This window comes from Pseudomonas sp. Z2-11, assembly GCF_054161305.1.
This window is the reverse complement of the sequence record NZ_CP096395.1, coordinates 5516534-5541577: the sequence shown is the minus strand read 5'-3', so window position 1 is coordinate 5541577 and position 25044 is coordinate 5516534. Positions and strand designations below refer to the sequence as shown.

The following is a 25044-nucleotide window of genomic DNA, read 5'->3' as shown; positions in this document are numbered from 1 at the left end:
CGAATCGAGAGCGGGGCTGTCTTGCCCGCTCTCTGCTCCGCCAGGAGGAAAGGCCTTGAAAGACCTACTGAATTTGCTGAAAAACCAGGGTCAAGTCGAAGAGTTCGACGCCATCCGTATTGGATTGGCCTCGCCTGAGATGATCCGTTCGTGGTCGTTCGGTGAAGTTAAAAAGCCGGAAACCATCAACTACCGTACGTTCAAACCCGAGCGTGACGGCCTGTTCTGCGCCAAGATCTTTGGCCCGGTAAAGGATTACGAGTGCCTGTGCGGTAAGTACAAGCGCTTGAAGCATCGCGGCGTGATCTGCGAGAAGTGCGGCGTTGAAGTTGCGCTGGCAAAAGTTCGTCGTGAGCGCATGGCGCACATCGAGCTGGCTTCGCCGGTTGCCCACATCTGGTTCCTGAAATCGCTGCCGTCCCGTATCGGCTTGCTGATGGACATGACCCTGCGTGATATCGAGCGCGTTCTCTACTTCGAGAGCTATGTCGTTATCGATCCAGGCATGACCACCCTTGAAAAAGGTCAGTTGCTCAACGACGAGCAATACTTCGAAGCGCTGGAAGAGTTTGGCGACGATTTCGATGCCCGCATGGGTGCCGAAGCTGTCCGCGAGCTGCTGCACGCTATCGACCTGGAGCACGAGATTGGTCGCCTGCGCGAAGAGATTCCGCAAACCAACTCCGAAACCAAGATCAAGAAGCTGTCCAAGCGTCTGAAGTTGATGGAAGCCTTCCAGGGTTCCGGCAACCTGCCAGAGTGGATGGTGCTGACCGTTCTGCCGGTTCTGCCGCCAGATCTGCGTCCACTGGTCCCGCTGGATGGCGGTCGTTTCGCGACTTCCGACCTCAACGATCTGTATCGTCGAGTGATCAACCGTAACAACCGCTTGAAGCGCCTGCTCGATCTGTCCGCTCCGGACATCATCGTGCGCAACGAAAAGCGTATGTTGCAGGAAGCGGTCGACGCACTGCTCGACAACGGTCGTCGTGGTCGCGCTATCACTGGTTCGAACAAGCGTCCTCTGAAATCCCTGGCTGACATGATCAAGGGTAAGCAAGGTCGTTTCCGTCAGAACTTGCTCGGTAAGCGTGTTGACTACTCGGGTCGTTCGGTAATTACCGTAGGTCCGACCCTGCGTCTGCACCAGTGCGGTCTGCCTAAGAAGATGGCACTGGAACTGTTCAAGCCGTTCATTTTCGGCAAGCTGGAAATGCGTGGTCTCGCTACCACCATCAAAGCTGCCAAGAAAATGGTCGAGCGCGAGCTGCCAGAGGTCTGGGACGTTCTTGCCGAAGTGATTCGCGAACACCCGGTGCTGCTCAACCGTGCACCGACCCTTCACCGTCTGGGTATCCAGGCGTTTGAACCGGTACTGATCGAAGGCAAGGCTATCCAGCTGCACCCTCTGGTCTGTGCTGCGTACAACGCCGACTTCGACGGCGACCAGATGGCCGTACACGTACCGCTGACGCTGGAAGCCCAGCTCGAAGCGCGTGCGTTGATGATGTCGACCAACAACATCCTGTCGCCAGCCAACGGTGAGCCAATCATCGTTCCGTCGCAGGACGTTGTATTGGGTCTGTACTACATGACTCGTGAAGCGATCAACGCCAAGGGCGAAGGTCGTGTGTTCGCGGACCTGCAGGAAGTTGACCGGGTGTTCCGTGCCGGCGAAGCCGCACTGCACGCCAAGGTCAAGGTGCGGATCAACGAAACCGTTAACGATCGTGATGGTGGCAGCGTCAAGAACACTCGCATCGTCGACACCACTGTTGGTCGTGCGCTGTTGTTCCAGGTTGTTCCACCTGGCTTGTCGTTTGACGTCGTCAACCTGCCGATGAAGAAAAAGGCGATCTCCAAGCTGATCAACCAGTGCTACCGCGTGGTTGGTTTGAAAGAGACCGTGATCTTCGCCGACCAGCTGATGTACACCGGTTTTGCCTATTCGACCATCTCCGGCGTTTCCATCGGTGTTAACGACTTCGTTATCCCTGATGAAAAAGCCCGCATCATCGGTGCTGCCACCGAGGAAGTGAAAGAGATCGAGAGCCAGTACGCGTCCGGCCTGGTAACCCAGGGCGAGAAGTACAACAAGGTGATCGACCTCTGGTCGAAGGCGAACGACGAAGTATCCAAGGCAATGATGGCCAACCTCTCGAAAGAGAAAGTCATCGATCGCCACGGCAACGAAGTCGACCAGGAATCGTTCAACTCGATGTACATGATGGCCGACTCGGGTGCGCGGGGTTCTGCTGCGCAGATCCGTCAGCTCGCCGGTATGCGTGGCCTGATGGCCAAGCCGGACGGCTCCATCATCGAGACGCCGATTACCGCGAACTTCCGTGAAGGTTTGAGCGTACTTCAGTACTTCATCTCCACTCACGGTGCTCGTAAGGGTCTTGCGGATACCGCGTTGAAAACCGCGAACTCCGGTTACCTGACCCGTCGTCTGGTAGACGTGGCGCAGGATCTGGTTGTGACCGAGATCGATTGCGGCACCGAACACGGTCTGGTCATGACACCGCACATTGAAGGCGGTGACGTTGTCGAGCCGCTGGGTGAGCGCGTATTGGGTCGTGTCATTGCCCGTGACGTATTCAAGCCGGGTACCGAGGACGTCATCGTTCCTGCTGGCACCCTGGTTGACGAGAAGTGGGTCGAGTTCATCGAGCTCAACAGCATCGACGAAGTGATCGTGCGTTCGCCGATCAGCTGCGAAACCCGCTACGGCATCTGCGCCAAGTGCTACGGCCGCGATCTGGCTCGTGGTCACCAGGTGAACATCGGTGAAGCGGTCGGCGTTATCGCTGCCCAGTCCATCGGTGAGCCGGGTACCCAGCTGACCATGCGTACGTTCCACATCGGTGGTGCGGCAAGCCGGACCTCCGCGGCAGACAGCGTTCAGGTGAAGAATGGCGGTACCGTCCGTCTGCACAACCTGAAGCACGTTGAGCGTGTCGACGGTCACCTGGTGGCTGTGTCCCGTTCCGGTGAGCTGGCGATTGCCGACGACTTCGGTCGCGAGCGCGAGCGCTACAAGCTGCCGTACGGTGCTGTGATTTCGGTGAAGGAAGGTGACAAGGTTGACGCTGGTGCCATCGTGGCCAAGTGGGATCCGCACACTCACCCAATCGTCACCGAGATGAAAGGTACCGTGACCTACGTGGGCATGGAAGAAGGCATCACGATCAAGCGTCAGACTGACGAATTGACCGGTATGACCAACATTGAAGTACTCGACGCGAAAGATCGTCCAGCTGCCGGCAAGGACATCCGTCCTGCTGTGAAGATGGTCGATGACAACGGCAAGGATCTGTTGCTGCCAGGCACTGACGTAATCGCTCAGTACTTCCTGCCAGCCAACGCCCTGGTCGGTGTAGCGGATGGTGCGAAGATCGCGATCGGTGATGTTATCGCGCGTATCCCGCAAGAAACTTCGAAGACCCGTGACATCACCGGTGGTCTGCCGCGTGTTGCCGACTTGTTCGAAGCTCGTCGTCCGAAAGAGGCCTCGATTCTGGCTGAAGTCAGCGGCACCATCGCGTTCGGTAAAGAAACCAAGGGCAAGCGCCGTCTGGTCATTACCCCGAACGACGGTACCGATCCGTACGAAGAGCTGATTCCGAAGTGGCGTCACCTGAACGTCTTCGAAGGCGAACAGGTAAACCGCGGCGAAGTTATCTCCGACGGCCCGAGCGATCCACACGACATCCTGCGTCTGCTGGGTGTGAGTGCGCTGGCCAAGTACATCGTGAACGAGATCCAGGACGTTTACCGCCTGCAAGGCGTGAAGATCAACGATAAGCACATCGAGACCATCCTGCGTCAGATGCTGCGTAAAGTTGAAATCGCTGAATCCGGCGATTCCAGTTTCATCAAGGGCGACCAGATGGAACTGACTCACGTACTGGTGGAAAACGAGCGCCTGGGTGCGGACGACAAGTTCGTGTCCAAGTTCACTCGTGTGCTGCTGGGTATCACCAAGGCGTCGTTGTCCACCGAATCGTTCATCTCGGCGGCTTCCTTCCAGGAAACCACCCGCGTACTGACCGAAGCGGCGGTAACCGGCAAGCGCGACTACCTGCGCGGCCTGAAAGAAAACGTGGTCGTGGGTCGTCTGATCCCGGCCGGTACCGGTTTGGCCTACCACAGCGAGCGCAAGCGCCGCCGTGAAGCAGACAAGCCGTTGCGCGTAAGCGCCAGTGAAGTGGAAGCTGCACTGACCGAGGCACTGAACTCGAGTGGTAACTGAGTTCTGCGCTGATTGAGTGCCTGGCCCTGGTCGCTCCATTCGGCGGATCGAGACAAATTGTCGAGATCCGGCGGGTGGGGAGGTTGGGGCCTTGCCTTGACTGGGGACAAGATCCTCTTTAGACTCTTGATCCCCTAAATTTGGCGGGAATTCGTTCCTGCCATTTTGCTTTTCTTGTAAGACAATAGCGTCGCAAGACAACAGTGGAGCTAGTAGATGGCAACTATCAACCAGCTGGTACGTCAGCCGCGTAAGCGTATCGTCGAGAAATCCGACGTGCCTGCGCTGCAGAACTGCCCGCAACGTCGTGGCGTATGCACCCGTGTGTATACCACCACGCCGAAAAAACCTAACTCGGCACTGCGTAAAGTATGCCGTGTGCGTCTGACCAACGGTTTCGAGGTTTCCTCGTACATCGGCGGTGAAGGCCACAACCTGCAAGAGCACAGCGTGGTACTGATCCGCGGCGGTCGTGTAAAAGACTTGCCAGGTGTTCGTTACCACACCGTCCGCGGTTCTTTGGATACTTCCGGCGTCAAAGGTCGTAACCAGGGTCGTTCGAAGTACGGTACCAAGCGTCCGAAGTAATCGGTCGTTTTGCAGTTTTTCATTTTTATTGAGTCGATAAGAGTAAGGTCGGGCAAGCGTGAGCTGTCCCGGGCTAACCTGAAGACCGCTTGAGGGCTTATCATGCCAAGACGTCGCGTAGCAGCCAAACGTGAGATTCTGGACGATCCGAAATACGGAAGCCAGATCCTCGCCAAGTTCATGAACCACGTTATGGAGAGCGGCAAGAAAGCCGTTGCCGAGCGTATTGTTTATGGCGCACTGGACAAAGTTAAGGAACGCAAGAACAGCGATCCCCTGGAAATCTTCGAGAAAGCTCTCGACGCCATCGCTCCGCTGGTCGAAGTGAAGTCGCGCCGTGTAGGCGGTGCTACTTACCAGGTTCCGGTCGAAGTTCGTCCTTCCCGTCGTAACGCCCTGGCAATGCGCTGGCTGGTAGACTTCGCCCGCAAGCGCGGCGAGAAGTCCATGGCTCTGCGTTTGGCTGGTGAACTGTTGGACGCTGCTGAAGGTAAAGGTGCTGCAGTTAAGAAGCGTGAAGACGTGCACCGTATGGCTGAAGCCAACAAGGCTTTCTCGCACTACCGCTTCTAATTTTAGCGTCACTCAATTTGCGAGGGCTTTATGGCTCGTACTACACCGATTAATCGCTACCGTAACATCGGTATCGTTGCTCACGTGGATGCTGGTAAGACCACCACCACCGAGCGCGTCCTTTTTTACACCGGCAAAAGTCACAAAATGGGCGAGGTGCATGACGGCGCCGCGACCACAGACTGGATGGTGCAGGAGCAGGAGCGTGGTATTACCATTACTTCTGCTGCTATCACCGCCTTCTGGAAAGGTTCCGAGAAGCAGTACCCGCACGAGCATCGCTTCAACGTAATCGATACCCCGGGCCACGTAGACTTCACCATTGAAGTTGAACGTTCCCTGCGTGTACTCGACGGCGCGGTCGTTGTGTTCTGCGGTACTTCGGGTGTTGAGCCTCAGTCGGAAACCGTATGGCGTCAGGCCAACAAATACGGCGTTCCACGTCTTGTTTACGTAAACAAGATGGACCGTGCTGGTGCCAACTTCCTGCGCGTGATCGCTCAGATCAAGCAGCGTCTGGGTCACACTCCGGTGCCGATCCAGTTGGCTATCGGTTCCGAAGACAACTTCCAGGGTCAGATCGATCTGATCAACATGCAAGCTGTCTACTGGAACGATTCCGACAAGGGCATGGTTCCTGTTCGCAAGGACATTCCTGCTGAATTGCTGGAAGAAGCCGAGAAGTGGCGCGGCAACATGGTCGAGGCTGCGGCCGAAGCCAACGAAGAGCTGATGAACAAGTACCTTGAGGGTGAAGAACTCACCAACGAGGAAATCAAGGCCGCTCTGCGTCAGCGTACTATCGCTGGTGAGATCGTTCTGGCTGTTTGCGGTTCTTCCTTCAAGAACAAGGGTGTTCCCCTGGTTCTCGACGCCGTTATCGACTTCCTGCCTGCTCCAACCGACATTCCCGCTATCAAGGGTTCCAACCCGGATAACGAGGAAGAGGAAATGGAGCGTCATGCAAGTGACGACGAGCCGTTCGCGGCTTTGGCATTCAAGATCGCTACCGACCCATTCGTGGGTACCTTGACCTTTGTTCGGGTTTACTCGGGCGTGTTGGCCTCCGGCGACGGCGTGATCAACTCGGTCAAAGGCAAGAAAGAGCGTGTGGGTCGTATGGTGCAGATGCACGCAAACGCCCGTGAAGAAATCAAGGAAGTACGCGCTGGTGACATCGCTGCCTTGATCGGCATGAAGGACGTCACCACTGGCGAAACCTTGTGCAACGCTGACAAGCCAATCATCCTGGTTCGCATGGACTTCCCGGAGCCGGTTATTTCGGTTGCCGTTGAGCCCAAGACCAAGGATGACCAGGAAAAAATGGGTATCGCTCTGGGCAAACTTGCTCAGGAAGACCCGTCTTTCCGCGTCAAGACTGATGAAGAGACTGGTCAGACGATCATCTCCGGCATGGGCGAGCTGCACCTGGACATCCTGGTTGACCGGATGCGCCGTGAGTTCAACGTCGAAGCCAACATCGGCAAGCCTCAGGTTTCCTATCGTGAGCGCATCACGAAGAACTGTGAAATCGAAGGCAAGTTCGTTCGCCAATCCGGCGGTCGTGGCCAGTTCGGTCACTGCTGGATCCGTTTTGCACCGGCTGACGAAGGTCAGGAAGGTCTGCAATTCGTGAACGAAGTCGTAGGTGGTGTTGTTCCTAAGGAATACATCCCGGCGATCCAGAAGGGTATCGAAGAGCAGATGAAGAACGGCGTTGTTGCCGGCTATCCGCTGATCGGCCTGAAGGCAACAGTGTTTGATGGTTCTTACCACGACGTCGACTCCAACGAGATGGCGTTCAAGGTGGCTGCTTCCATGGCAACCAAGCAACTGGCCCAGAAGGGCGGTGGTGAGTTGCTCGAGCCGATCATGGCAGTAGAAGTCGTTACGCCTGAAGACTACATGGGTGATGTCATGGGCGACCTTAACCGTCGTCGTGGCATGATTCTGGGTATGGAAGATACGGTTTCCGGCAAGGTTATCCGCGCCGAGGTTCCGTTGGGTGAAATGTTCGGTTACGCGACCGACGTTCGTTCCATGTCTCAGGGTCGCGCAAGCTACTCTATGGAATTCAAAAAATACAATACAGCTCCGTCGCATATCGTCGAGACTGTTACTAAAAAGCAAGGCTGATTCAGCCCTTTAGGCAAGGAGTTAATTGTCGTGGCTAAAGAAAAATTTGATCGTTCCCTACCGCACGTCAACGTTGGCACCATTGGTCACGTTGACCACGGTAAAACCACTCTGACCGCTGCTCTGACTCGCGTCTGCTCCGAAGTTTTCGGTTCGGCCGTTGTTGCTTTCGACAAAATCGACAGCGCTCCGGAAGAAAAGGCTCGTGGTATCACCATCAACACCGCGCACGTTGAGTACAACTCTTCGATTCGTCACTACGCTCACGTTGACTGCCCAGGTCACGCTGACTATGTGAAGAACATGATCACCGGTGCTGCCCAGATGGACGGCGCGATCCTGGTTTGCTCGGCCGCCGATGGTCCGATGCCACAAACCCGTGAGCACATCCTGCTGTCCCGTCAGGTAGGCGTTCCGTACATCGTTGTCTTCCTGAACAAGGCTGACATGGTTGACGACGCTGAGCTGCTGGAGCTGGTTGAGATGGAAGTGCGCGATCTGCTGAGCACTTACGACTTCCCAGGTGATGACACCCCAATCATCATCGGTTCGGCTCTGATGGCTCTGAACGGCCAGGACGACAACGAAATGGGTACCACCGCTGTGAAGCGTCTGGTAGAAACTCTGGACAGCTACATCCCAGAGCCAGTTCGTGTTATCGACAAGCCGTTCCTGATGCCTATCGAAGACGTATTCTCGATCTCCGGTCGCGGTACTGTTGTGACTGGTCGTATCGAGCGCGGTATCGTCAAGGTTCAGGATCCGCTGGAAATCGTAGGTCTGCGTGACACCACCGTCACCACCTGCACCGGTGTTGAAATGTTCCGTAAGCTGCTCGACGAAGGTCGTGCTGGCGAGAACTGCGGCGTTCTGTTGCGTGGTACCAAGCGTGACGACGTTGAGCGTGGCCAGGTTCTGGTTAAGCCGGGTTCGGTCAAGCCGCACACCAAGTTCGAAGCTGAAGTGTACGTTCTGAGCAAAGAAGAAGGCGGTCGTCACACTCCGTTCTTCAAAGGCTACCGTCCACAGTTCTACTTCCGGACCACTGACGTGACCGGTAACTGCGAGCTGCCGGAAGGCGTTGAAATGGTAATGCCAGGCGACAACATCAAAATGGTTGTCACCCTGATCAAGACCATCGCAATGGAAGACGGTCTGCGTTTCGCTATCCGTGAAGGCGGTCGTACCGTCGGCGCTGGCGTCGTAGCCAAAATCATCGAGTAAGACTCTCTTGTAGAGTTGACTCGGTGAGTTGAAAAGCCCCCGCTTAGCGGGGGCTTTTTTATTGGGTTGACACCTATCGGGGGCGTCTATAGAATTGCGCCTCCTTTTAACGGGCGTATTGCGCCCGGTGGGAATAGCAGCCGGAGTCTGAAATCCAATGCAAAATCAGCAAATCCGTATCAGGTTGAAGGCTTTCGACCATCGCCTGATCGACCAATCCACCCAGGAAATCGTGGAAACCGCGAAACGTACTGGTGCTCAAGTGCGTGGTCCAATTCCACTGCCTACCCGTAAAGAGCGGTTCACCGTTCTGGTCTCCCCGCACGTCAACAAAGACGCGCGTGACCAGTACGAGATCCGTACTCATAAGCGTGTTCTGGACATCGTCCAGCCAACGGATAAAACCGTTGATGCTCTTATGAAGCTCGATCTTGCGGCCGGTGTGGAAGTGCAGATCAGCCTCGGCTAAGACTCGGTCTTAGTCGTGTAACGCTCTGAAATGGGCGGCCATAGCGGGTGAAAGCCCCGTACACTCATGAGGTTTACAACATGACTATTGGTGTAGTCGGTCGTAAATGCGGTATGACCCGTATTTTCACCGAAGAAGGTGTCTCCATTCCGGTCACGGTCATTGAGATCGAGCCGAATCGCGTCACCCAGTTCAAAACTGAAGAGACCGATGGCTATCGTGCAGTGCAAGTCACTGTCGGCGAGCGTCGTGCTTCGCGTGTAACAGCTGCTCAAGCTGGCCACTTCGCCAAGGCGAACGTTGCCGCTGGTCGTACCGTAATGGAATTCCGCCTTGAAGAAGGCGAGTACCAGGCCGGCGATCTGATCAACGCTGAAATCTTCGCTGCTGGTCAACTGGTTGATGTAACCGGTCAGTCCAAGGGTAAAGGCTTCCAGGGTACGATCAAGCGTTGGAACTTCCGCGGGCAAGATAACACCCACGGTAACTCCGTATCCCACCGCGTTCCAGGCTCTATCGGCCAGTGCCAGACTCCTGGTCGTGTATTCAAGGGCAAAAAAATGTCCGGTCATATGGGCGCCGAGCGCGTGACCGTGCAGTCCCTCGAAGTAGTGCGCGTGGACGCTGAACGCAATCTGTTGTTGGTCAAGGGCGCTGTTCCTGGCGCTACTGGCGGCAACTTGGTTGTACGTCCAGCAGCCAAGGCTCGCGGTTAAGGGGAAGCTGACATGCAATTAAATGTAAATGACGCTCAAGCGATCGAAGTTTCCGAACTGACATTTGGCGGCGAATTCAACGAGACGCTGGTTCACCAAGCAGTCGTGGCCTACATGGCCGGCGGCCGTCAAGGTAGCAAGCAGCAAAAGACCCGTTCCGACGTTTCTGGTGGCGGTAAGCGCCCATGGCGTCAGAAAGGTACTGGCCGTGCTCGTGCCGGTACTATCCGTAGCCCAATCTGGCGTGGCGGCGGTACCACTTTCGCAGCTCGTCCTCAGGATCACTCCCAGAAGCTGAACAAGAAGATGTATCGCGCAGCAATGCGTTCCATCCTTGCTGAGCTGGTGCGTACTGATCGTCTGGTCGTGGTTCAGGACTTCGCTGTTGAAGCACCGAAAACCAAAGATCTGCTGAACAAGCTGAATGGCATGGGCCTGACTGACGTCCTGATCGTGTCTGACGCTGTTGATCAGAACCTGTACCTGGCTGCTCGCAACCTGCCACACGTCGATGTCCGTGACGTGCAGGGTTCCGATCCGGTCAGTCTGATCGCATACGACAAGGTGTTGATCACCGTGTCGGCCGTGAAGAAATTCGAGGAGCTGCTGGGATGAACCAGGAACGCGTATTTAAAGTTCTGCTTGGCCCGCACGTTTCCGAGAAGGCTACGGTTCTGGCAGACAAGAAAGGCCAGTTCGTTTTCAAGGTTGCAACCGATGCAACCAAGCTGGAAATCAAGAAGGCCGTCGAAAGCCTGTTCAGCGTGAAAGTAGAGCGCGTTACTACCCTGAACGTTCTGGGTAAGAGCAAGCGCACTGCTCGCGGTCTGGGCAAGCGTAATGACTGGAAGAAGGCAGTTATCTCCCTTCAGCCAGGCCAAGATCTCGATTTCAGCAGCAGTGCTGAGTAAGGAAGGGGTGCATCATGGCAATCGTTAAATGCAAACCGACTTCCCCTGGCCGCCGTTTTGTGGTCAAGGTGGTCAACCAGGAGCTGCATAAAGGCGCTCCTCACGCACCGCTGCTCGAGAAAAAATCGAAGTCTGGTGGTCGTAACAACAATGGCCGTATTACCACTCGTCACATTGGTGGTGGTCATAAGCAGCATTATCGTCTGGTCGACTTCCGTCGCAACGACAAGGATGGCATCGCTGCCACCGTCGAGCGTATCGAATACGATCCAAACCGTACTGCTCACATCGCTCTGCTGCTGTACGCAGATGGCGAGCGTCGCTACATCATCGCCCCTAAAGGCGTGAGCGCTGGCGACCAGCTGATCGCAGGTGCCCTGGCACCGATCAAGCCGGGCAACGCTCTGCAACTGCGCAACATTCCAGTTGGTAGCACCGTACACGGCATCGAATTGAAGCCAGGTAAAGGCGCGCAAATCGCTCGTTCCGCTGGTGCTTCGGCTCAGCTGATCGCTCGTGAAGGTGTCTACGTGACCCTGCGTCTGCGTTCTGGTGAGATGCGTAAAGTCCTGGCTGAATGCCGTGCGACCCTGGGCGAAGTCTCGAACTCCGAGCACAGCCTGCGTTCGTTGGGTAAAGCTGGTGCCAAGCGCTGGCGTGGCGTTCGCCCAACCGTTCGTGGTGTTGCCATGAACCCGGTTGACCACCCACATGGTGGTGGTGAAGGTCGTACCTCTGGTGGTCGTCATCCGGTATCGCCATGGGGCTTCCCGACTAAGGGCGCGAAGACTCGTGGTAATAAGCGTACCGACAAAATGATCGTCCGTCGTCGCAAGTAAATAGAGGGATACGACAGTGCCACGTTCTCTGAAAAAAGGTCCTTTTATTGATCTTCACCTACTGAAGAAGATCGAAGTGGCGGCGGAAAAGAACGATCGCAAACCAGTTAAGACCTGGTCGCGTCGTTCGATGATCCTGCCACAGATGGTCGGTCTGACCATCGCTGTACACAACGGTCGCCAGCACGTCCCAGTTCTCGTGAACGAAGACATGGTCGGCCACAAACTGGGCGAGTTTGCCGGTACCCGCACATATCGTGGGCACGTGGCTGACAAGAAAGCCAAGCGTTAAGGGGTAAGGAAATGGAAGTAGCCGCTAAGTTGTCGGGCGCTCGAATCTCCGCCCAGAAAGCCCGCTTGGTCGCCGACCAGATCCGCGGGAAGAAGGTGGGCGAAGCGCTCAACCTGTTGGCTTTCAGCAGTAAGAAAGCCGCCGAGATCATGAAAAAAGTGCTGGAGTCGGCCGTAGCCAACGCCGAGCATAACGAAGGCGCAGACGTTGATGACCTGAAGGTCAGCACCGTTTTCGTCAACGAAGGGCGTTCGCTGAAGCGCATCATGCCACGTGCCAAAGGCCGTGCTGATCGCATCGTCAAGCGGTCTTGCCATATCACTGTCAAGGTTGCTGACAAGTAACGGAGTCGAAGAGATGGGTCAGAAAGTACATCCCATTGGCATTCGCCTGGGAATCGTCAAGGAGCACACCTCCGTCTGGTACGCAGACGGTCGGACTTATGCGGACTACTTGTTCGCTGATCTGAAGGTGCGTGAGTATCTCCAAGACAAACTAAAAAGCGCGTCCGTCAGCCGTATCGATATCCATCGTCCGGCTCAGACTGCACGTATCACCATCCACACCGCTCGTCCAGGTATCGTTATCGGGAAGAAAGGTGAAGATGTTGAGAAACTGCGTCAGGACCTGACCAAGCAAATGGGTGTGCCTGTGCACATCAATATCGAAGAGATCCGCAAGCCGGAGCTCGACGGTATGCTGGTTGCGCAGAGCGTAGCTCAGCAGCTGGAGCGTCGCGTAATGTTCCGTCGCGCTATGAAGCGCGCTGTACAGAACGCCATGCGCATTGGTGCCAAAGGCATCAAAATCCAAGTGAGCGGTCGTCTCGGCGGTGCTGAAATCGCACGTACTGAATGGTATCGCGAAGGTCGTGTGCCACTGCACACCCTGCGTGCCGACATCGACTATGCCAACTACGAAGCTCACACCACCTACGGTGTGATCGGTGTAAAGGTTTGGATCTTCAAAGGCGAAGTAATTGGTGGTCGCCAAGAAGAACTGAAACCACAAGCACCAGCGCCTCGTAAAAAAGCTGCTAAGTAAGGGGTACGCCAAATGTTGCAACCAAAGCGTACGAAGTTCCGCAAGCAGATGACCGGTCACAACCGTGGCCTGGCATTGCGCGGTAGCAAAGTCAGCTTCGGCGAGTTCGCGCTGAAGTCTGTTGCTCGTGGTCGTCTCACCGCTCGTCAGATCGAGTCAGCGCGTCGTGCTCTGACCCGTCACGTAAAACGTGGCGGCAAGATCTGGATCCGTGTATTCCCGGACAAGCCTGTCACCAAGAAGCCACTCGAAGTTCGGATGGGTAAAGGTAAGGGTAACGTGGAGTACTGGGTTGCCCAGATTCAGCCAGGCAAAGTCCTGTATGAAATCGAGGGTGTTTCTGAAGAGCTGGCGCGTGAGGCTTTCGCCCTGGCTGCTGCAAAGCTGCCGCTCGCCACCTCCTTTGTTAAACGGACGGTGATGTGATGAAAGCGAATGAACTTCGTGAAAAATCAGCACAGCAGCTGAACGAGCAACTGCTCGGCCTGCTGCGCGACCAGTTCAATCTGCGTATGCAGAAAGCAACTGGCCAGTTGGGGCAGTCTCATCTGCTCTCGCAAGTTAAGCGTGACATCGCTCGCGTGAAAACTGTGCTCAACCAGCAGGCAGGTAAGTAATCATGGCTGAAGCCGAAAAAACTGTCCGTACGCTGACTGGCCGTGTTGTCAGCGACAAGATGGACAAAACCATCACCGTTCTGATCGAGCGTCGCGTTAAGCACCCGATCTACGGTAAATACGTTAAGCGTTCGACTAAGCTGCACGCGCACGACGAAACCAATCAGTGCCACATCGGCGACAAAGTCACTATTCGTGAAACTCGTCCGATGGCCAAGACCAAGTCTTGGGCGCTGGTTGATGTTCTCGAACGCGCTGTGGAAGTCTAAGGGCTAGGGGTCGGAGAAATTATATGATTCAGACTCAATCCATGCTCGATGTGGCCGATAACAGCGGCGCTCGCCGTGTTATGTGCATCAAGGTGCTGGGTGGCTCCCATCGTCGTTACGCTGGTATCGGTGACATCATCAAAGTTACCGTCAAGGAAGCAATTCCTCGCGGTAAGGTGAAGAAAGGTCAAGTGATGACTGCTGTTGTAGTCCGCACTCGCCATGGTGTTCGTCGTGCTGACGGCTCCATCATCCGCTTTGATGGCAACGCTGCTGTTCTGCTGAACAACAAGCAAGAGCCAATCGGCACCCGTATCTTTGGGCCAGTGACCCGTGAACTTCGTACTGAGAAGTTCATGAAGATCGTCTCGCTCGCCCCAGAAGTGCTGTAAGGAGATCCGACATGCAAAAGATTCGTCGTGACGACGAGATCATCGTGATCGCCGGCAAAGACAAAGGTAAGCGCGGTAAGGTGCTTAAGGTTCTCGCTAACAACCGTTTGGTTATTGGCGGTCTGAACCTGGTCAAGCGTCATACCAAGCCTAACCCGATGTCGGGCGTGCAGGGCGGTATCGTCGAAAAAGAAGCTCCACTGGATGCTTCTAACGTCGCCATTTTCAACGGCGAAACCAACAAGGCTGACCGCGTTGGTTTCAAAGTAGAAGACGGCAAGAAAATTCGTGTCTTCAAGTCGACCCAAAAAGCGGTTGATGCTTGAACACTGCTAGGTAGATGAGACCATGGCACGACTAAAAGAGATTTACCGGAAGGAAATCGCACCGAAGCTTAAGGAAGAACTTAAGCTTTCGAACGTGATGGAAGTTCCGCGCGTTACCAAAATCACCCTGAACATGGGTCTGGGCGAAGCGATCGGCGACAAAAAAGTCATCGAGCACGCTGTAGCCGACCTGGAAAAGATCACCGGTCAGAAAGTCGTTGTGACTTACGCTCGGAAATCCATCGCTGGCTTCAAAGTCCGTGAAGGTTGGCCGATCGGCGTCAAAGTGACCCTGCGCCGTGAGCGTATGTACGAGTTCCTGGATCGTCTGCTGTCGATCTCCCTGCCTCGGGTTCGCGACTTCCGCGGCCTGAATGCCAAGTCCTTCGATGGTCGTGGCAACTACAGCATGGGCGTGAAAGAGCAGATCATCTTCCCGGAAATCGATTACGACAAGATCGACGCTCTCCGCGGTCTGGACATTACCCTGACCACCACTGCTCGGACGGATGAAGAAGGTCGCGCACTGCTGCGTGCTTTCAAATTCCCGTTCCGCAACTGATTGGAGTAGGACAATGGCCAAGAAGAGCATGAAGAACCGTGAGCTGAAGCGTCAGCTCACCGTTGCCAAGTACGCCACCAAGCGTGCAGCGCTGAAAGCTATCATCGTTGATCTGAACGCAAGTCCAGAAGCGCGTTGGGAAGCTACCGTAGCACTGCAGAAGCAGCCACGTGACGCCAGCGCTTCGCGCATGCGTAACCGCTGCCGCCTGACTGGTCGTCCGCACGGCGTGTACCGCAAGTTCGGCCTCGGCCGTAACATGCTGCGTCAAGCTGCAATGCGTGGTGACGTTCCAGGTCTGGTCAAGGCCAGCTGGTAAGCACTGTCAAAGTCGCGGCGGTCGGTATCGCAAGATCCTGACCACCGGTGACCTTGAACTTGAATCAAGCCCCTTTTGGGGCTTGATTCATTTGTGGGGTGTGTCTAGAATACCCGGCTCGCCTGAGCCCGTGTTTTTATTGCACGGATGCGCTCGGCGACACGTACTAGCCGAAAGGCTAATTTTTTGTGTATTAGGAGCGTCTAGCCCATGAGTATGCAGGACCCGTTAGCGGACATGCTAACTCGTATCCGTAATGCCCAGATGGCTGAAAAGTCCGTCGTAAGCATGCCATCTTCTACGTTGAAGGTAGCTGTTGCCAAAGTCCTGAAGGACGAAGGTTACATTGCGGGTTATCAGATCAGCAGCGAAATCAAGCCTCTGCTGTCCATCGAGCTTAAGTACTTCGAAGGCCGTCCGGTCATCGAGGAAGTGAAGCGCGTTAGCCGTCCAGGCCTGCGTCAGTACAAGTCCGTCGATGATCTGCCAAAAGTTCGTGGCGGTCTCGGTGTGTCTATCGTCTCCACCAACAAAGGTGTGATGACGGATCGTGCTGCGCGCGCTGCCGGTGTCGGCGGCGAAGTTCTTTGCACTGTGTTCTAAGGGGGGATAAGCATGTCACGCGTCGCTAAGAACCCCGTTAAGCTGCCAGCCGGTGTCGAAGTCAAATTCGCAGGCCAACAGCTTTCGGTGAAGGGTGCCAAGGGCACTCTGCAACTGAACATCCATTCGTCCGTTGAGATCGTTGAAGAAGCTGGTGAGCTGCGTTTCGCTGCTCGCAATGGCGATCAGCAGACTCGCGCAATGGCTGGTACCACTCGTGCGTTGGTAAACAACATGGTCCAAGGCGTAAGCCAAGGCTTCGAGCGCAAGCTCCAGCTGGTCGGTGTTGGTTACAAAGCGCAAGCAAAAGGCACAGTGCTGAACCTGGCTCTTGGCTTCTCGCACCCAGTGGATTATGAACTGCCGGAAGGCATCACCGCTGAGACTCCTAGCCAGACCGATATCCTGATCAAGGGCATCGACAAGCAGCTGGTAGGTCAAGTGGCCGCCGAGATCCGCGACTTCCGTCCACCAGAGCCGTACAAAGGCAAAGGTGTGCGCTACGCGGACGAAGTCGTCCGTCGTAAAGAAGCCAAGAAGAAGTAGGGCATAGCAAATGACCGACAAAAAAGTTACTCGACTGCGTCGCGCTCGCAAAGCACGCCTGAAAATGCACGAACTCGAAGTCGTGCGTCTCTGCGTGTTCCGCTCGTCGCAGCACATCTACGCCCAGGTCATTTCGGCCGACGGCAACAAAGTCCTGGCAAGTGCCTCGACTTTGGATAAAGAACTGCGTGATGGCGCCACTGGCAACATCGACGCGGCCACTAAGGTTGGCCAGCTGGTCGCTACGCGTGCTAAAGCCGCTGGCGTCTCGCAGGTGGCTTTCGACCGCTCTGGCTTCAAGTACCACGGCCGCGTCAAGGCGCTGGCTGATGCTGCTCGTGAAGCTGGGCTGGAGTTCTAAGTTATGTCAAATAACGACCAAAAGCGCGACGAAGGCTACATCGAGAAGCTGGTTCAAGTTAACCGCGTAGCCAAAACCGTTAAAGGCGGCCGTATCTTCACTTTCACCGCGTTGACCGTGGTAGGTGATGGTAAAGGGCGTGTTGGCTTCGGCCGTGGCAAGTCGCGTGAAGTGCCTGCTGCGATCCAGAAGGCAATGGAAGCTGCTCGCCGCAACATGATCCAGGTTGATCTGAACGGCACCACCCTGCAGTACGCAATGAAGTCTGCCCATGGCGCTTCGAAGGTGTACATGCAGCCTGCTTCTGAAGGTACCGGTATCATCGCTGGCGGCGCTATGCGTGCTGTCCTCGAAGTTGCTGGCGTTCAGAACGTTCTGGCCAAGTGCTACGGCTCGACTAACCCGGTAAACGTGGTTCACGCCACCTTCAAGGGTTTGAAAGCAATGCAGTCTCCTGAATCCATTGCCGCCAAGCGTGGCAAAAGCGTCAAGGAGATCTTCTGATCATGGCTACCGTAAAAGTTACGCTGATCAAAAGCATGACCGGCCGCATCCCTAACCACAAACTGTGCGTTAAGGGTCTGGGTCTGCGTCGCATCGGTCACACTGTAGAAGTCCAGGATACTCCCGAGAATCGCGGGATGATCAACAAGGCTTACTACATGCTGCGTGTCGAGGGTTAATCGATGAAACTCAATGATCTGAGTCCAGCGCCGGGTTCCCGTCGCGAAAAGCATCGTCCGGGCCGTGGTATCGGTAGTGGTTTGGGCAAGACCGGTGGCCGTGGCCACAAGGGTCAGACCTCCCGCTCCGGTGGCACTATTGCTCCAGGCTTTGAAGGCGGTCAACAGCCGCTGCATCGTCGCCTGCCGAAGTTCGGTTTCGTTTCCCTGAAAGCCATGGACCGCGCAGAAGTGCGTCTGTCCGAGCTGGCCAAGGTGGATGGCGACATCGTCACCGTGCAGTCCCTGAAGGATGCCAACGTGATCAACCAGAACGTACAGCGTGTGAAAATCATGCTGTCGGGCGAAGTTGCTCGTGCTGTCACCATCGGAAAGGGAATCGGCGCCACCAAAGGTGCGCGTGCGGCTATCGAAGCAGCTGGCGGCAAGTTCGAGGAATAAATGGCTAAGCAAGGTGCTCTCTCTGCGCTCGGCAAAGGCGGTATGTCTGAACTCTGGGCTCGTCTGCGTTTTCTGTTCCTGGCGATTATCGTCTACCGAATAGGCGCACACATCCCGGTTCCAGGTATCAACCCGGACCGACTCGCGGACCTGTTTCGACAGAATGAGGGGACCATTCTTAGCTTGTTCAACATGTTTTCCGGCGGCGCGCTGGAGCGGATGAGCATCTTTGCACTGGGGATCATGCCGTATATTTCGGCATCGATCATCATGCAGCTGATGTCCGCTGTCAGCCCGCAGCTGGAGCAGTTGAAGAAGGAAGGTGAAGCTGGCCGTCGCAAGATCAGCCAGTACACCCGCTACCTCACTGTCGTCCTCGCTCTCGTCCAGGCTGTTGGCATGTCCATCGGTCTAGCGGGGCAGGGCGTAGCGTTCACTGGTGACTTTGGCTTCCATTTCGTCGCGGTAACCACTTTTGTGGCGGGTGCGATGTTCATGATGTGGCTGGGTGAGCAGATTACTGAGCGTGGTGTTGGCAACGGTATCTCGATGTTGATCTTCGCAGGTATCGTCGCCGGTCTTCCGAGAGCGATCGGGCAGTCTTTCGAGTCTGCGCGTCAGGGTGATATCAACATCTTCGCCCTGGTTGCCATCGGTTTGCTGGCAGTAGCGATTATCGGTTTCGTGGTGTTCATTGAGCGTGGCCAGCGTCGTATCGCTGTTCACTACGCCAAGCGTCAGCAGGGCCGCAAGGTTTTTGCTGCGCAGACCAGCCACTTGCCGTTGAAGGTGAACATGGCCGGCGTTATCCCGGCCATTTTCGCGAGCAGCATCTTGCTGTTCCCGGCTTCGTTGGGTGCCTGGTTCGGCCAGTCTGAAGGTATGGGCTGGTTGCAGGACATCTCGCAGTCGATCGCTCCTGGTCAGCCGTTGAATATTCTGCTGTTTAGTGCAGGGATTATTTTCTTCTGCTTCTTCTATACGGCGTTGATGTTCAATCCGAAAGACGTAGCGGAAAACCTGAAGAAGTCCGGTGCCTTTATTCCGGGTATCCGTCCGGGCGAGCAGTCGGCGCGCTACATTGATGGCGTTCTGACGCGTTTGACCTTGTTCGGTGCTCTTTACATGACGGCCGTGTGCTTGCTTCCCCAGTTCCTGGTGGTTGCGGCAAACGTTCCGTTCTACCTTGGCGGGACCTCGTTGCTGATCGTGGTCGTGGTTGTGATGGACTTCATGTCCCAAGTACAATCGCACCTCGTTTCGCACCAGTACGAATCCCTGATGAAGAAAGCCAACCTGAAGGGCTACGGCAGCGGCATGTTGCGCTGAGTAGCGTCCATAAGGTTCGAGGAGTTGGTGATGAAAGTTCGTGCATCGGTGAAAAAGCTGTGCCGTAACTGCAAGATTATTCGCCGCGAAGGTGTTGTTCGGGTAATTTGCAGCGCGGAACCGCGTCACAAACAGCGCCAAGGCTGAGTGTGATTGTGCTTTAAGCCCGGCAGCTAGTGCGCTGCCGGGTTGATTATTTGTTATTACAGCGATATTATCTCGCGCCCTATTTCTTGGCTTCCGGGGCGTAGGTAGCTGTCAATTGGAGTCCCACTGAATGGCCCGTATTGCAGGCGTCAACATTCCAGATAACAAGCATACTGTTATCTCGCTGACCTACATCTATGGTGTTGGTCGCACTACTGCACAGAAAATTTGTGCAGAGACTGGGGTCAACCCAGCAGCAAAGATCAAGGATCTGAGCGACGAGCAAATTGAACAGCTGCGTGGCGAAGTGGCGAAGTTCACCACTGAAGGTGACCTGCGTCGCGAAATCAACATGAAAATCAAGCGCTTGATGGACCTCGGTTGCTATCGCGGTCTGCGTCATCGTCGTGGTCTGCCAGTACGCGGTCAGCGTACCAAGACCAACGCGCGTACCCGTAAAGGTCCGCGTAAGCCGATCCGCAAGTAATCGCCCCAGCGAATCGACAGGAATTTAATCATGGCAAAACCTGCTGCTCGTCCTCGTAAAAAAGTTAAAAAGACAGTGGTTGATGGCATCGCCCACATCCATGCATCTTTTAACAACACCATCGTGACCATTACCGACCGTCAAGGTAACGCTCTTTCCTGGGCTACCTCCGGTGGTTCGGGTTTCCGCGGTTCCCGCAAGTCCACCCCGTTCGCTGCTCAAGTAGCTGCTGAGCGTGCTGGTCAAGCTGCGCTGGAATACGGCCTGAAAAACCTCGACGTCAACGTCAAAGGTCCAGGTCCAGGTCGTGAATCCGCAGTCCGCGCTTTGAACGGCTGTGGCTACAAGATCGCCAGCATCACCGACGTGACGCCAATCCCGCACAACGGGTGCCGTCCGCCGAAGAAGCGCCGCGTGTAATCCAGGAGATTGTAAAGAATGGCTCGTTACATTGGTCCAAAATGCAAACTCGCTCGTCGCGAAGGCACCGATCTCTTCCTGAAGAGCGGCGTGCGCGCGATCGAATCGAAGTGCAACATTGAAGCAGCACCTGGTATCCACGGCCAACGCCGCGGTCGCCAGTCCGATTACGGCACCCAACTGCGTGAAAAGCAGAAGGTCCGTCGTATCTACGGCGTTCTCGAGCGTCAATTCAGCGGCTACTACAAAGAAGCTGCTGGCAAGAAAGGCGCAACCGGCGAAAACCTGTTGCAGCTGCTCGAATGCCGTCTGGACAACGTTGTATACCGTATGGGTTTCGGTTCTACTCGTGCCGAATCCCGTCAGCTGGTATCGCACAAGTCGATCAGCGTTAACGGCCAGACCGTGAACGTTCCGTCCTACCAGGTTCGTGCTGGTGACGTGGTTGCTGTTCGCGAGAAAGCAAAAAACCAACTTCGCATTGTCCAAGCTCTCGATCTGTGTGCCCAACGTGGCCGCGTAGAATGGGTAGAAGTAGACACTGAGAAGAAGTCGGGCGTTTTCAAGAACGTTCCTGCTCGCAGTGATCTGTCCGCCGACATCAACGAAAGCCTGATTGTCGAGCTCTACTCCAAGTAAGGGCTAGAAAATAGGTGCATCCATGCAGATTTCGGTAAATGAGTTCCTGACACCCCGCCATATTGATGTGCAGGTTGTCAGTCCAACCCGCGCCAAGATCACACTCGAGCCTCTCGAGCGTGGTTTCGGCCACACCCTGGGCAACGCGCTGCGCCGCATCCTGTTGTCCTCAATGCCCGGCTGTGCAGTAGTCGAGGCCGAGATTGACGGTGTGCTCCACGAGTACAGCGCCATCGAAGGTGTACAGGAAGACGTAATTGAAATCCTGTTGAACCTTAAAGGTCTGGCTATCAAGCTGCACGGTCGTGACGAAGTTACGCTGACCTTGTCGAAGAAGGGTTCGGGGGTGGTTACCGCTGCCGATATTCAGCTGGATCATGATGTCGAGATCGTTAACCCCGATCACGTAATCGCTAACCTGGCGTCTAACGGCGCCCTGAACATGAAGCTCACCGTAGCTCGTGGTCGTGGTTATGAACCGGCAGACTCGCGTCAGAGCGATGAAGACGAAAGCCGCAGCATCGGTCGCTTGCAGCTTGATTCTTCGTTCAGCCCGGTTCGCCGTATCGCATACGTGGTGGAAAACGCCCGTGTCGAACAGCGTACCAACCTGGACAAGCTGGTTATTGATCTGGAAACCAACGGTACCCTGGATCCTGAAGAGGCTATCCGCCGCGCTGCAACCATCCTGCAACAGCAGTTGGCTGCGTTCGTCGACCTCAAGGGTGACAGTGAGCCAGTGGTTATCGAGCAGGAAGACGAGATCGATCCGATCCTGCTTCGCCCGGTTGACGATCTGGAACTGACTGTACGTTCGGCTAACTGCCTTAAGGCGGAAAACATCTACTACATCGGTGACCTGATTCAGCGTACCGAAGTAGAGCTGTTGAAGACTCCGAACCTTGGCAAGAAATCCTTGACTGAAATCAAGGACGTTCTGGCCTCCCGCGGTCTGTCCCTCGGCATGCGCCTCGACAACTGGCCGCCTGCAAGTCTTAAGAAGGACGACAAGGCGACTGCCTGATCGTCGTAATCACCGAACGTTGTGTTTGGTAAGGAATGAACCATGCGTCATCGTAAAAGTGGTCGTCACCTGAGCCGCACCAGCTCGCACCGCAAGGCCATGTTCCAAAACATGGCGGTGTCGCTGTTCGAGCACGAGCTGATCAAAACTACACTGCCGAAAGCCAAAGAACTGCGCCGCGTTGCCGAGCCGCTGATCACTCTGGCCAAGACAGACAGCCTGGCTAACCGCCGTCTGGCTTTCGACCGTACTCGTTCGAAAGCTATCGTTGGTAAGCTCTTCAACGACCTGGGCAAGCGTTACGCTACCCGTGAGGGTGGCTACCTGCGCATCCTCAAGTGCGGTTTCCGCGCTGGCGACAACGCGCCTATGGCGTACGTCGAGTTGGTTGATCGTGCTACTGCCGGCGAAGCTGTAAGCGCCGAGTAAGACGACAGTCTGCAACGAAGAACCGGGCCTAGTGCCCGGTTTTTTGTGCTCGATAGAAAAGTGCTTTAGCCGTTTCGCCTGGCCTGGCTATTGGCAATCTTGCTTATTAGATAATGACTATCGAAGCCCATGATTTAATGAATTTGGATACTGTCACTAACATGATCAATACTCCTCACCAGCCGATTAGCCGGCAGTCCGAACCGACCTAGGAAGATTTGAGCATGAGCCAGACCAAAACGCTTACGACCGCCAGTGGCGCTCCTGTCGCCGATAACCAGAACTCTCGCTCCGCCGGCCCACGTGGCCCGCTGCTGCTCGACGATTTCCACCTGATCGAGAAGCTTGCTCATTTCAATCGCGAAAACATTCCAGAGCGTCGTGTGCACGCCAAGGGCTCGGGCGCCTACGGCACCTTCACCGTAACTCGCGACATCACTCAATACACCAGCGCCAAGTTGTTCGAGTCGGTCGGCAAGCAGACGCCGACTTTCCTGCGCTTCTCTACCGTGGGTGGCGAGCGCGGCTCCGCCGATACCGAGCGCGATCCACGCGGTTTCGCCCTGAAGTTCTACACCGAAGAAGGTAACTGGGACATCGTCGGCAACAACACACCGGTGTTTTTCATCCGCGACCCACTGAAGTTTCCAGACTTCATTCACACCCAGAAGCGCCTGCCACAAAGCAACCTCAAAAGTGCCCAGATGATGTGGGACTTCTGGTCGCACTCGCCCGAAGCGTTGCATCAGGTCACCATTCTGTTCTCTGACCGCGGTATTCCTGACGGCTACCGTCACATGCACGGTTTCGGCAGCCACACCTACAGCCTGATCAATGCCCTGGATGAGCGTCACTGGGTGAAATGGCACTACAAGACCAAGCAAGGCATCAAGAACCTCGCGCCGGCCGAAGCTGCACGCCTGGCGGGCACCGATCCGGATTATGCCCAGCGCGACCTGTTCAACGCGATCGAGCGTGGTGACTTCCCGAAATGGAGTGTCTGCATCCAGATCATGACCGAGGCACAGGCCGCGGCCCATTACGAAAACCCGTTCGATGTGACCAAGACCTGGTCGCAGAAAGAGTTTCCGCTGATCGAAGTCGGCGAGCTGGAGCTCAACCGCAACCCGCTGAACTACTTCGCCGAAGTGGAGCAAGCGGCATTCGGGCCTAGCAACATGGTGCCGGGTGTGGGTCTCTCGCCTGATCGCATGCTGCAGGGTCGTGTGTTTGCCTATGCCGATGCACACCGCTACCGCGTAGGTACCAACCATCAGCAGTTGCCGGTGAACGCGCCGCGCAGCCCGGTCAATACCTACCAGCGCGACGGCGCCATGGCGTTCGGCAGCAATGGCGGCGCAGCTCCGAACTATGAACCCAACAGCTTCGTGGAGGCGCCGAAGCAGGCGCCGCGTTATGCGGAGCCGGCGCTGGCCCTCAGCGGTGCGGCGGATCGGTATGATCATCGCGAAGATACCGACTACTACAGCCATGCCGGTGCGCTGTTCCGCTTGATGAACGATGAGCAGAAAGCGCTGTTGATCAGCAATATCGCCGGTGCGATGGCGGGGGTCTCGGCGGATGTTGTCGATCGCCAGCTGCAGCATTTCTTCAAGGCAGACGCTGCTTATGGAGAAGGTATCGCAAAAGCCTTGGGCGTACAGCTTAACTAAGTCTAAACGAGAAGCAGAACCGCCCTCATTTGGGCGGTTTTTGCGTTATTTACCCTGCTTTTCTCGGATTTTCTTCACTTTTATTGCGATAGGCGAGTGACCTTGCAGTCAGCTTGGTTCAAACTAGGGCCTTTCAAAGCTTGTGGAGATGTAGGGCGATGCAAGGTCACCCAGACGTAATCGATTACCTCAACACGTTGCTGACAGGCGAACTGGCAGCCCGTGATCAATATTTCATCCACTCGCGGATGTACGAGGATTGGGGTTTTACCGAGCTCTACGAACGTATCAACCATGAGATGGAAGAAGAAGCGCAGCACGCCGATGCGTTGATGCGCCGCATCCTGATGCTCGAAGGCACGCCACGCATGCGCCCGGACGACCTTGACATCGGTACTACCGTACCTGACATGCTCGCCGCCGACCTGCGTCTGGAATACAAAGTCCGCGCGGCGCTGTGCAAAGGCATCGAGCTGTGCGAACAGCACAACGACTACGTCACTCGCGAGATCCTGCGGGTGCAGCTCAACGATACTGAAGAAGACCACACTTACTGGCTTGAAAAGCAGTTGGGTCTGATCAAGTTGATCGGGCTGGAGAATTACCTGCAATCGCAGTTCTGATTGCTGCGGAATGGAACGCAGAGCGTCCCAAGATGCATTCCCACGCGGAGCGTGGGAACGATCAAAAAAAGCCCCTGCATCGAGGAGATGACAGGGGCTTTTTCATG

Annotated in this window: 35 protein-coding genes; all 35 read left to right on the top strand. The window is 55.6% G+C overall.

Features of this window, described 5'->3' with window-relative positions; translation table 11 throughout:
- Positions 1 to 55: 55 nt before the first annotated feature.
- The gene (rpoC, locus tag M1E16_RS24690; RefSeq protein ID WP_434627776.1) at positions 56 to 4255 is read left to right on the top strand and encodes a DNA-directed RNA polymerase subunit beta'; all 4200 of its coding nucleotides are present in this window, start codon (positions 56 to 58) and stop codon (positions 4253 to 4255) included.
- Between the two features lie 216 nt (positions 4256 to 4471).
- A complete protein-coding gene (gene rpsL / locus M1E16_RS24685) occupies positions 4472 to 4843 on the top strand; it encodes a 30S ribosomal protein S12 (RefSeq protein WP_003186084.1) in 372 nt (123 codons plus the stop codon).
- Positions 4844 to 4945: 102 nt separating this feature from the next.
- On the top strand, positions 4946 to 5416 hold the full coding sequence (gene rpsG / locus M1E16_RS24680; RefSeq protein ID WP_003186074.1) for a 30S ribosomal protein S7: 471 nt from the start codon (positions 4946 to 4948) through the stop codon (positions 5414 to 5416).
- 30 nt (positions 5417 to 5446) lie between these two features.
- A complete protein-coding gene (gene fusA / locus M1E16_RS24675; RefSeq protein WP_053125865.1) occupies positions 5447 to 7552 on the top strand; it encodes an elongation factor G in 2106 nt (701 codons plus the stop codon).
- A gap of 30 nt (positions 7553 to 7582) precedes the next feature.
- A complete protein-coding gene (gene tuf, locus M1E16_RS24670; RefSeq protein WP_003186071.1) occupies positions 7583 to 8776 on the top strand; it encodes an elongation factor Tu in 1194 nt (397 codons plus the stop codon).
- Between the two features lie 157 nt (positions 8777 to 8933).
- Positions 8934 to 9245 (top strand): 30S ribosomal protein S10, encoded by a 312-nt coding sequence (rpsJ, locus tag M1E16_RS24665; protein ID WP_003186070.1) that lies wholly within the window; start codon positions 8934 to 8936, stop codon positions 9243 to 9245.
- Positions 9246 to 9325: 80 nt separating this feature from the next.
- The gene (rplC, locus tag M1E16_RS24660) at positions 9326 to 9961 is read left to right on the top strand and encodes a 50S ribosomal protein L3 (RefSeq protein WP_003186059.1); all 636 of its coding nucleotides are present in this window, start codon (positions 9326 to 9328) and stop codon (positions 9959 to 9961) included.
- Positions 9962 to 9973: 12 nt separating this feature from the next.
- On the top strand, positions 9974 to 10576 hold the full coding sequence (gene rplD, locus M1E16_RS24655) for a 50S ribosomal protein L4 (protein WP_003186057.1): 603 nt from the start codon (positions 9974 to 9976) through the stop codon (positions 10574 to 10576).
- Positions 10573 to 10872 (top strand): 50S ribosomal protein L23, encoded by a 300-nt coding sequence (rplW, locus tag M1E16_RS24650; RefSeq protein ID WP_002555488.1) that lies wholly within the window; start codon positions 10573 to 10575, stop codon positions 10870 to 10872. Before rplD ends, rplW begins: the two co-directional genes overlap by 4 nt.
- Before the next feature lie 14 nt (positions 10873 to 10886).
- Positions 10887 to 11711, top strand: a complete 825-nt coding sequence (gene rplB, locus M1E16_RS24645; protein ID WP_003186055.1) for a 50S ribosomal protein L2 — start codon at positions 10887 to 10889, stop codon at positions 11709 to 11711.
- 16 nt (positions 11712 to 11727) lie between these two features.
- Complete coding sequence (rpsS, locus tag M1E16_RS24640; protein ID WP_002555486.1) at positions 11728 to 12003, top strand: 30S ribosomal protein S19; 276 nt, start codon at positions 11728 to 11730, stop codon at positions 12001 to 12003.
- A gap of 11 nt (positions 12004 to 12014) precedes the next feature.
- Positions 12015 to 12347 (top strand): 50S ribosomal protein L22, encoded by a 333-nt coding sequence (gene rplV, locus M1E16_RS24635; protein ID WP_003103908.1) that lies wholly within the window; start codon positions 12015 to 12017, stop codon positions 12345 to 12347.
- Between the two features lie 13 nt (positions 12348 to 12360).
- Positions 12361 to 13047: a 30S ribosomal protein S3 gene (rpsC, locus tag M1E16_RS24630; protein ID WP_003176422.1), complete on the top strand. Its 687-nt coding sequence runs from the start codon at positions 12361 to 12363 to the stop codon at positions 13045 to 13047.
- Positions 13048 to 13059: 12 nt separating this feature from the next.
- Positions 13060 to 13473 (top strand): 50S ribosomal protein L16, encoded by a 414-nt coding sequence (gene rplP / locus M1E16_RS24625; RefSeq protein ID WP_003186052.1) that lies wholly within the window; start codon positions 13060 to 13062, stop codon positions 13471 to 13473.
- Complete coding sequence (gene rpmC / locus M1E16_RS24620) at positions 13473 to 13664, top strand: 50S ribosomal protein L29 (RefSeq protein WP_002555481.1); 192 nt, start codon at positions 13473 to 13475, stop codon at positions 13662 to 13664. Before rplP ends, rpmC begins: the two co-directional genes overlap by 1 nt.
- Positions 13665 to 13666: 2 nt before the next feature.
- Positions 13667 to 13933, top strand: coding sequence for a 30S ribosomal protein S17 (gene rpsQ, locus M1E16_RS24615; RefSeq protein WP_003194644.1), 267 nt, complete (start codon positions 13667 to 13669; stop codon positions 13931 to 13933).
- Positions 13934 to 13956: 23 nt separating this feature from the next.
- Positions 13957 to 14325 carry a 50S ribosomal protein L14 gene (gene rplN / locus M1E16_RS24610; RefSeq protein WP_002555479.1) on the top strand — a complete coding sequence of 123 codons (369 nt, stop codon included), beginning with the start codon at positions 13957 to 13959 and terminating at the stop codon, positions 14323 to 14325.
- A gap of 11 nt (positions 14326 to 14336) precedes the next feature.
- Positions 14337 to 14651 (top strand): 50S ribosomal protein L24, encoded by a 315-nt coding sequence (gene rplX / locus M1E16_RS24605; protein ID WP_003176416.1) that lies wholly within the window; start codon positions 14337 to 14339, stop codon positions 14649 to 14651.
- Between the two features lie 22 nt (positions 14652 to 14673).
- Positions 14674 to 15213, top strand: coding sequence for a 50S ribosomal protein L5 (gene rplE, locus M1E16_RS24600; protein ID WP_030140492.1), 540 nt, complete (start codon positions 14674 to 14676; stop codon positions 15211 to 15213).
- Positions 15214 to 15226: 13 nt separating this feature from the next.
- A complete protein-coding gene (gene rpsN, locus M1E16_RS24595) occupies positions 15227 to 15532 on the top strand; it encodes a 30S ribosomal protein S14 (RefSeq protein ID WP_003186042.1) in 306 nt (101 codons plus the stop codon).
- Between the two features lie 210 nt (positions 15533 to 15742).
- A complete protein-coding gene (rpsH, locus tag M1E16_RS24590) occupies positions 15743 to 16135 on the top strand; it encodes a 30S ribosomal protein S8 (protein ID WP_003186040.1) in 393 nt (130 codons plus the stop codon).
- Between the two features lie 12 nt (positions 16136 to 16147).
- Positions 16148 to 16681, top strand: coding sequence for a 50S ribosomal protein L6 (gene rplF, locus M1E16_RS24585; protein ID WP_003186039.1), 534 nt, complete (start codon positions 16148 to 16150; stop codon positions 16679 to 16681).
- Positions 16682 to 16691: 10 nt separating this feature from the next.
- Positions 16692 to 17042 carry a 50S ribosomal protein L18 gene (rplR, locus tag M1E16_RS24580; protein WP_003186037.1) on the top strand — a complete coding sequence of 117 codons (351 nt, stop codon included), beginning with the start codon at positions 16692 to 16694 and terminating at the stop codon, positions 17040 to 17042.
- Positions 17043 to 17045: 3 nt separating this feature from the next.
- Positions 17046 to 17546 (top strand): 30S ribosomal protein S5, encoded by a 501-nt coding sequence (rpsE, locus tag M1E16_RS24575; protein WP_003186035.1) that lies wholly within the window; start codon positions 17046 to 17048, stop codon positions 17544 to 17546.
- Between the two features lie 2 nt (positions 17547 to 17548).
- Complete coding sequence (gene rpmD / locus M1E16_RS24570) at positions 17549 to 17725, top strand: 50S ribosomal protein L30 (protein ID WP_003176408.1); 177 nt, start codon at positions 17549 to 17551, stop codon at positions 17723 to 17725.
- A gap of 3 nt (positions 17726 to 17728) precedes the next feature.
- Positions 17729 to 18166: a 50S ribosomal protein L15 gene (rplO, locus tag M1E16_RS24565; RefSeq protein ID WP_003186032.1), complete on the top strand. Its 438-nt coding sequence runs from the start codon at positions 17729 to 17731 to the stop codon at positions 18164 to 18166.
- Positions 18167 to 19495, top strand: coding sequence for a preprotein translocase subunit SecY (gene secY / locus M1E16_RS24560; RefSeq protein ID WP_018612224.1), 1329 nt, complete (start codon positions 18167 to 18169; stop codon positions 19493 to 19495). It begins immediately after the preceding gene.
- 30 nt (positions 19496 to 19525) lie between these two features.
- Positions 19526 to 19642, top strand: a complete 117-nt coding sequence (rpmJ, locus tag M1E16_RS24555; RefSeq protein WP_002555468.1) for a 50S ribosomal protein L36 — start codon at positions 19526 to 19528, stop codon at positions 19640 to 19642.
- 130 nt (positions 19643 to 19772) lie between these two features.
- Positions 19773 to 20129 (top strand): 30S ribosomal protein S13, encoded by a 357-nt coding sequence (gene rpsM / locus M1E16_RS24550; protein ID WP_009045849.1) that lies wholly within the window; start codon positions 19773 to 19775, stop codon positions 20127 to 20129.
- Positions 20130 to 20159: 30 nt separating this feature from the next.
- Positions 20160 to 20549, top strand: coding sequence for a 30S ribosomal protein S11 (gene rpsK, locus M1E16_RS24545; protein WP_002555466.1), 390 nt, complete (start codon positions 20160 to 20162; stop codon positions 20547 to 20549).
- Positions 20550 to 20567: 18 nt separating this feature from the next.
- Entirely contained in the window at positions 20568 to 21188 is a 621-nt protein-coding gene (rpsD, locus tag M1E16_RS24540; RefSeq protein ID WP_003176404.1) for a 30S ribosomal protein S4, read from the top strand.
- Positions 21189 to 21210: 22 nt separating this feature from the next.
- Positions 21211 to 22212, top strand: a complete 1002-nt coding sequence (locus M1E16_RS24535; RefSeq protein WP_003176403.1) for a DNA-directed RNA polymerase subunit alpha — start codon at positions 21211 to 21213, stop codon at positions 22210 to 22212.
- A 42-nt stretch (positions 22213 to 22254) separates the two neighbouring features.
- Entirely contained in the window at positions 22255 to 22641 is a 387-nt protein-coding gene (gene rplQ / locus M1E16_RS24530) for a 50S ribosomal protein L17 (protein ID WP_003176402.1), read from the top strand.
- Positions 22642 to 22865: 224 nt separating this feature from the next.
- Positions 22866 to 24314, top strand: coding sequence for a catalase (locus M1E16_RS24525; protein WP_458128605.1), 1449 nt, complete (start codon positions 22866 to 22868; stop codon positions 24312 to 24314).
- 158 nt (positions 24315 to 24472) lie between these two features.
- Positions 24473 to 24937: a bacterioferritin gene (bfr, locus tag M1E16_RS24520; protein ID WP_024778335.1), complete on the top strand. Its 465-nt coding sequence runs from the start codon at positions 24473 to 24475 to the stop codon at positions 24935 to 24937.
- The last annotated feature ends 107 nt before the right edge of the window (positions 24938 to 25044 follow it).

What these genes read in the sequence shown, in the direction of transcription:
- rplV (WP_003103908.1), top strand. Translation starts at nt 12,015, where the DNA reads ATGGAAGTAGCCGCTAAGTTGTCGGGCGCTCGAATCTCCGCCCAGAAA.
- rpmD (WP_003176408.1), top strand. Translation starts at nt 17,549, where the DNA reads ATGGCTACCGTAAAAGTTACGCTGATCAAAAGCATGACCGGCCGCATC.
- rpsE (WP_003186035.1), top strand. Translation starts at nt 17,046, where the DNA reads ATGTCAAATAACGACCAAAAGCGCGACGAAGGCTACATCGAGAAGCTG.
- rplF (WP_003186039.1), top strand. Translation starts at nt 16,148, where the DNA reads ATGTCACGCGTCGCTAAGAACCCCGTTAAGCTGCCAGCCGGTGTCGAA.
- rplD (WP_003186057.1), top strand. Translation starts at nt 9,974, where the DNA reads ATGCAATTAAATGTAAATGACGCTCAAGCGATCGAAGTTTCCGAACTG.
- bfr (WP_024778335.1), top strand. Translation starts at nt 24,473, where the DNA reads ATGCAAGGTCACCCAGACGTAATCGATTACCTCAACACGTTGCTGACA.
- rplO (WP_003186032.1), top strand. Translation starts at nt 17,729, where the DNA reads ATGAAACTCAATGATCTGAGTCCAGCGCCGGGTTCCCGTCGCGAAAAG.
- rpsC (WP_003176422.1), top strand. Translation starts at nt 12,361, where the DNA reads ATGGGTCAGAAAGTACATCCCATTGGCATTCGCCTGGGAATCGTCAAG.
- M1E16_RS24535 (WP_003176403.1), top strand. Translation starts at nt 21,211, where the DNA reads ATGCAGATTTCGGTAAATGAGTTCCTGACACCCCGCCATATTGATGTG.
- rpsJ (WP_003186070.1), top strand. Translation starts at nt 8,934, where the DNA reads ATGCAAAATCAGCAAATCCGTATCAGGTTGAAGGCTTTCGACCATCGC.
- rpmC (WP_002555481.1), top strand. Translation starts at nt 13,473, where the DNA reads ATGAAAGCGAATGAACTTCGTGAAAAATCAGCACAGCAGCTGAACGAG.
- rpsH (WP_003186040.1), top strand. Translation starts at nt 15,743, where the DNA reads ATGAGTATGCAGGACCCGTTAGCGGACATGCTAACTCGTATCCGTAAT.
- rpsL (WP_003186084.1), top strand. Translation starts at nt 4,472, where the DNA reads ATGGCAACTATCAACCAGCTGGTACGTCAGCCGCGTAAGCGTATCGTC.
- rplC (WP_003186059.1), top strand. Translation starts at nt 9,326, where the DNA reads ATGACTATTGGTGTAGTCGGTCGTAAATGCGGTATGACCCGTATTTTC.
- rplN (WP_002555479.1), top strand. Translation starts at nt 13,957, where the DNA reads ATGATTCAGACTCAATCCATGCTCGATGTGGCCGATAACAGCGGCGCT.
- rplP (WP_003186052.1), top strand. Translation starts at nt 13,060, where the DNA reads ATGTTGCAACCAAAGCGTACGAAGTTCCGCAAGCAGATGACCGGTCAC.
- rpsD (WP_003176404.1), top strand. Translation starts at nt 20,568, where the DNA reads ATGGCTCGTTACATTGGTCCAAAATGCAAACTCGCTCGTCGCGAAGGC.
- rplB (WP_003186055.1), top strand. Translation starts at nt 10,887, where the DNA reads ATGGCAATCGTTAAATGCAAACCGACTTCCCCTGGCCGCCGTTTTGTG.
- rplW (WP_002555488.1), top strand. Translation starts at nt 10,573, where the DNA reads ATGAACCAGGAACGCGTATTTAAAGTTCTGCTTGGCCCGCACGTTTCC.
- fusA (WP_053125865.1), top strand. Translation starts at nt 5,447, where the DNA reads ATGGCTCGTACTACACCGATTAATCGCTACCGTAACATCGGTATCGTT.
- rpsK (WP_002555466.1), top strand. Translation starts at nt 20,160, where the DNA reads ATGGCAAAACCTGCTGCTCGTCCTCGTAAAAAAGTTAAAAAGACAGTG.
- rpsN (WP_003186042.1), top strand. Translation starts at nt 15,227, where the DNA reads ATGGCCAAGAAGAGCATGAAGAACCGTGAGCTGAAGCGTCAGCTCACC.
- rplX (WP_003176416.1), top strand. Translation starts at nt 14,337, where the DNA reads ATGCAAAAGATTCGTCGTGACGACGAGATCATCGTGATCGCCGGCAAA.
- rpsQ (WP_003194644.1), top strand. Translation starts at nt 13,667, where the DNA reads ATGGCTGAAGCCGAAAAAACTGTCCGTACGCTGACTGGCCGTGTTGTC.
- M1E16_RS24525 (WP_458128605.1), top strand. Translation starts at nt 22,866, where the DNA reads ATGAGCCAGACCAAAACGCTTACGACCGCCAGTGGCGCTCCTGTCGCC.
- rplR (WP_003186037.1), top strand. Translation starts at nt 16,692, where the DNA reads ATGACCGACAAAAAAGTTACTCGACTGCGTCGCGCTCGCAAAGCACGC.
- rpmJ (WP_002555468.1), top strand. Translation starts at nt 19,526, where the DNA reads ATGAAAGTTCGTGCATCGGTGAAAAAGCTGTGCCGTAACTGCAAGATT.
- rpsM (WP_009045849.1), top strand. Translation starts at nt 19,773, where the DNA reads ATGGCCCGTATTGCAGGCGTCAACATTCCAGATAACAAGCATACTGTT.
- rpsG (WP_003186074.1), top strand. Translation starts at nt 4,946, where the DNA reads ATGCCAAGACGTCGCGTAGCAGCCAAACGTGAGATTCTGGACGATCCG.
- rplE (WP_030140492.1), top strand. Translation starts at nt 14,674, where the DNA reads ATGGCACGACTAAAAGAGATTTACCGGAAGGAAATCGCACCGAAGCTT.
- rplQ (WP_003176402.1), top strand. Translation starts at nt 22,255, where the DNA reads ATGCGTCATCGTAAAAGTGGTCGTCACCTGAGCCGCACCAGCTCGCAC.
- secY (WP_018612224.1), top strand. Translation starts at nt 18,167, where the DNA reads ATGGCTAAGCAAGGTGCTCTCTCTGCGCTCGGCAAAGGCGGTATGTCT.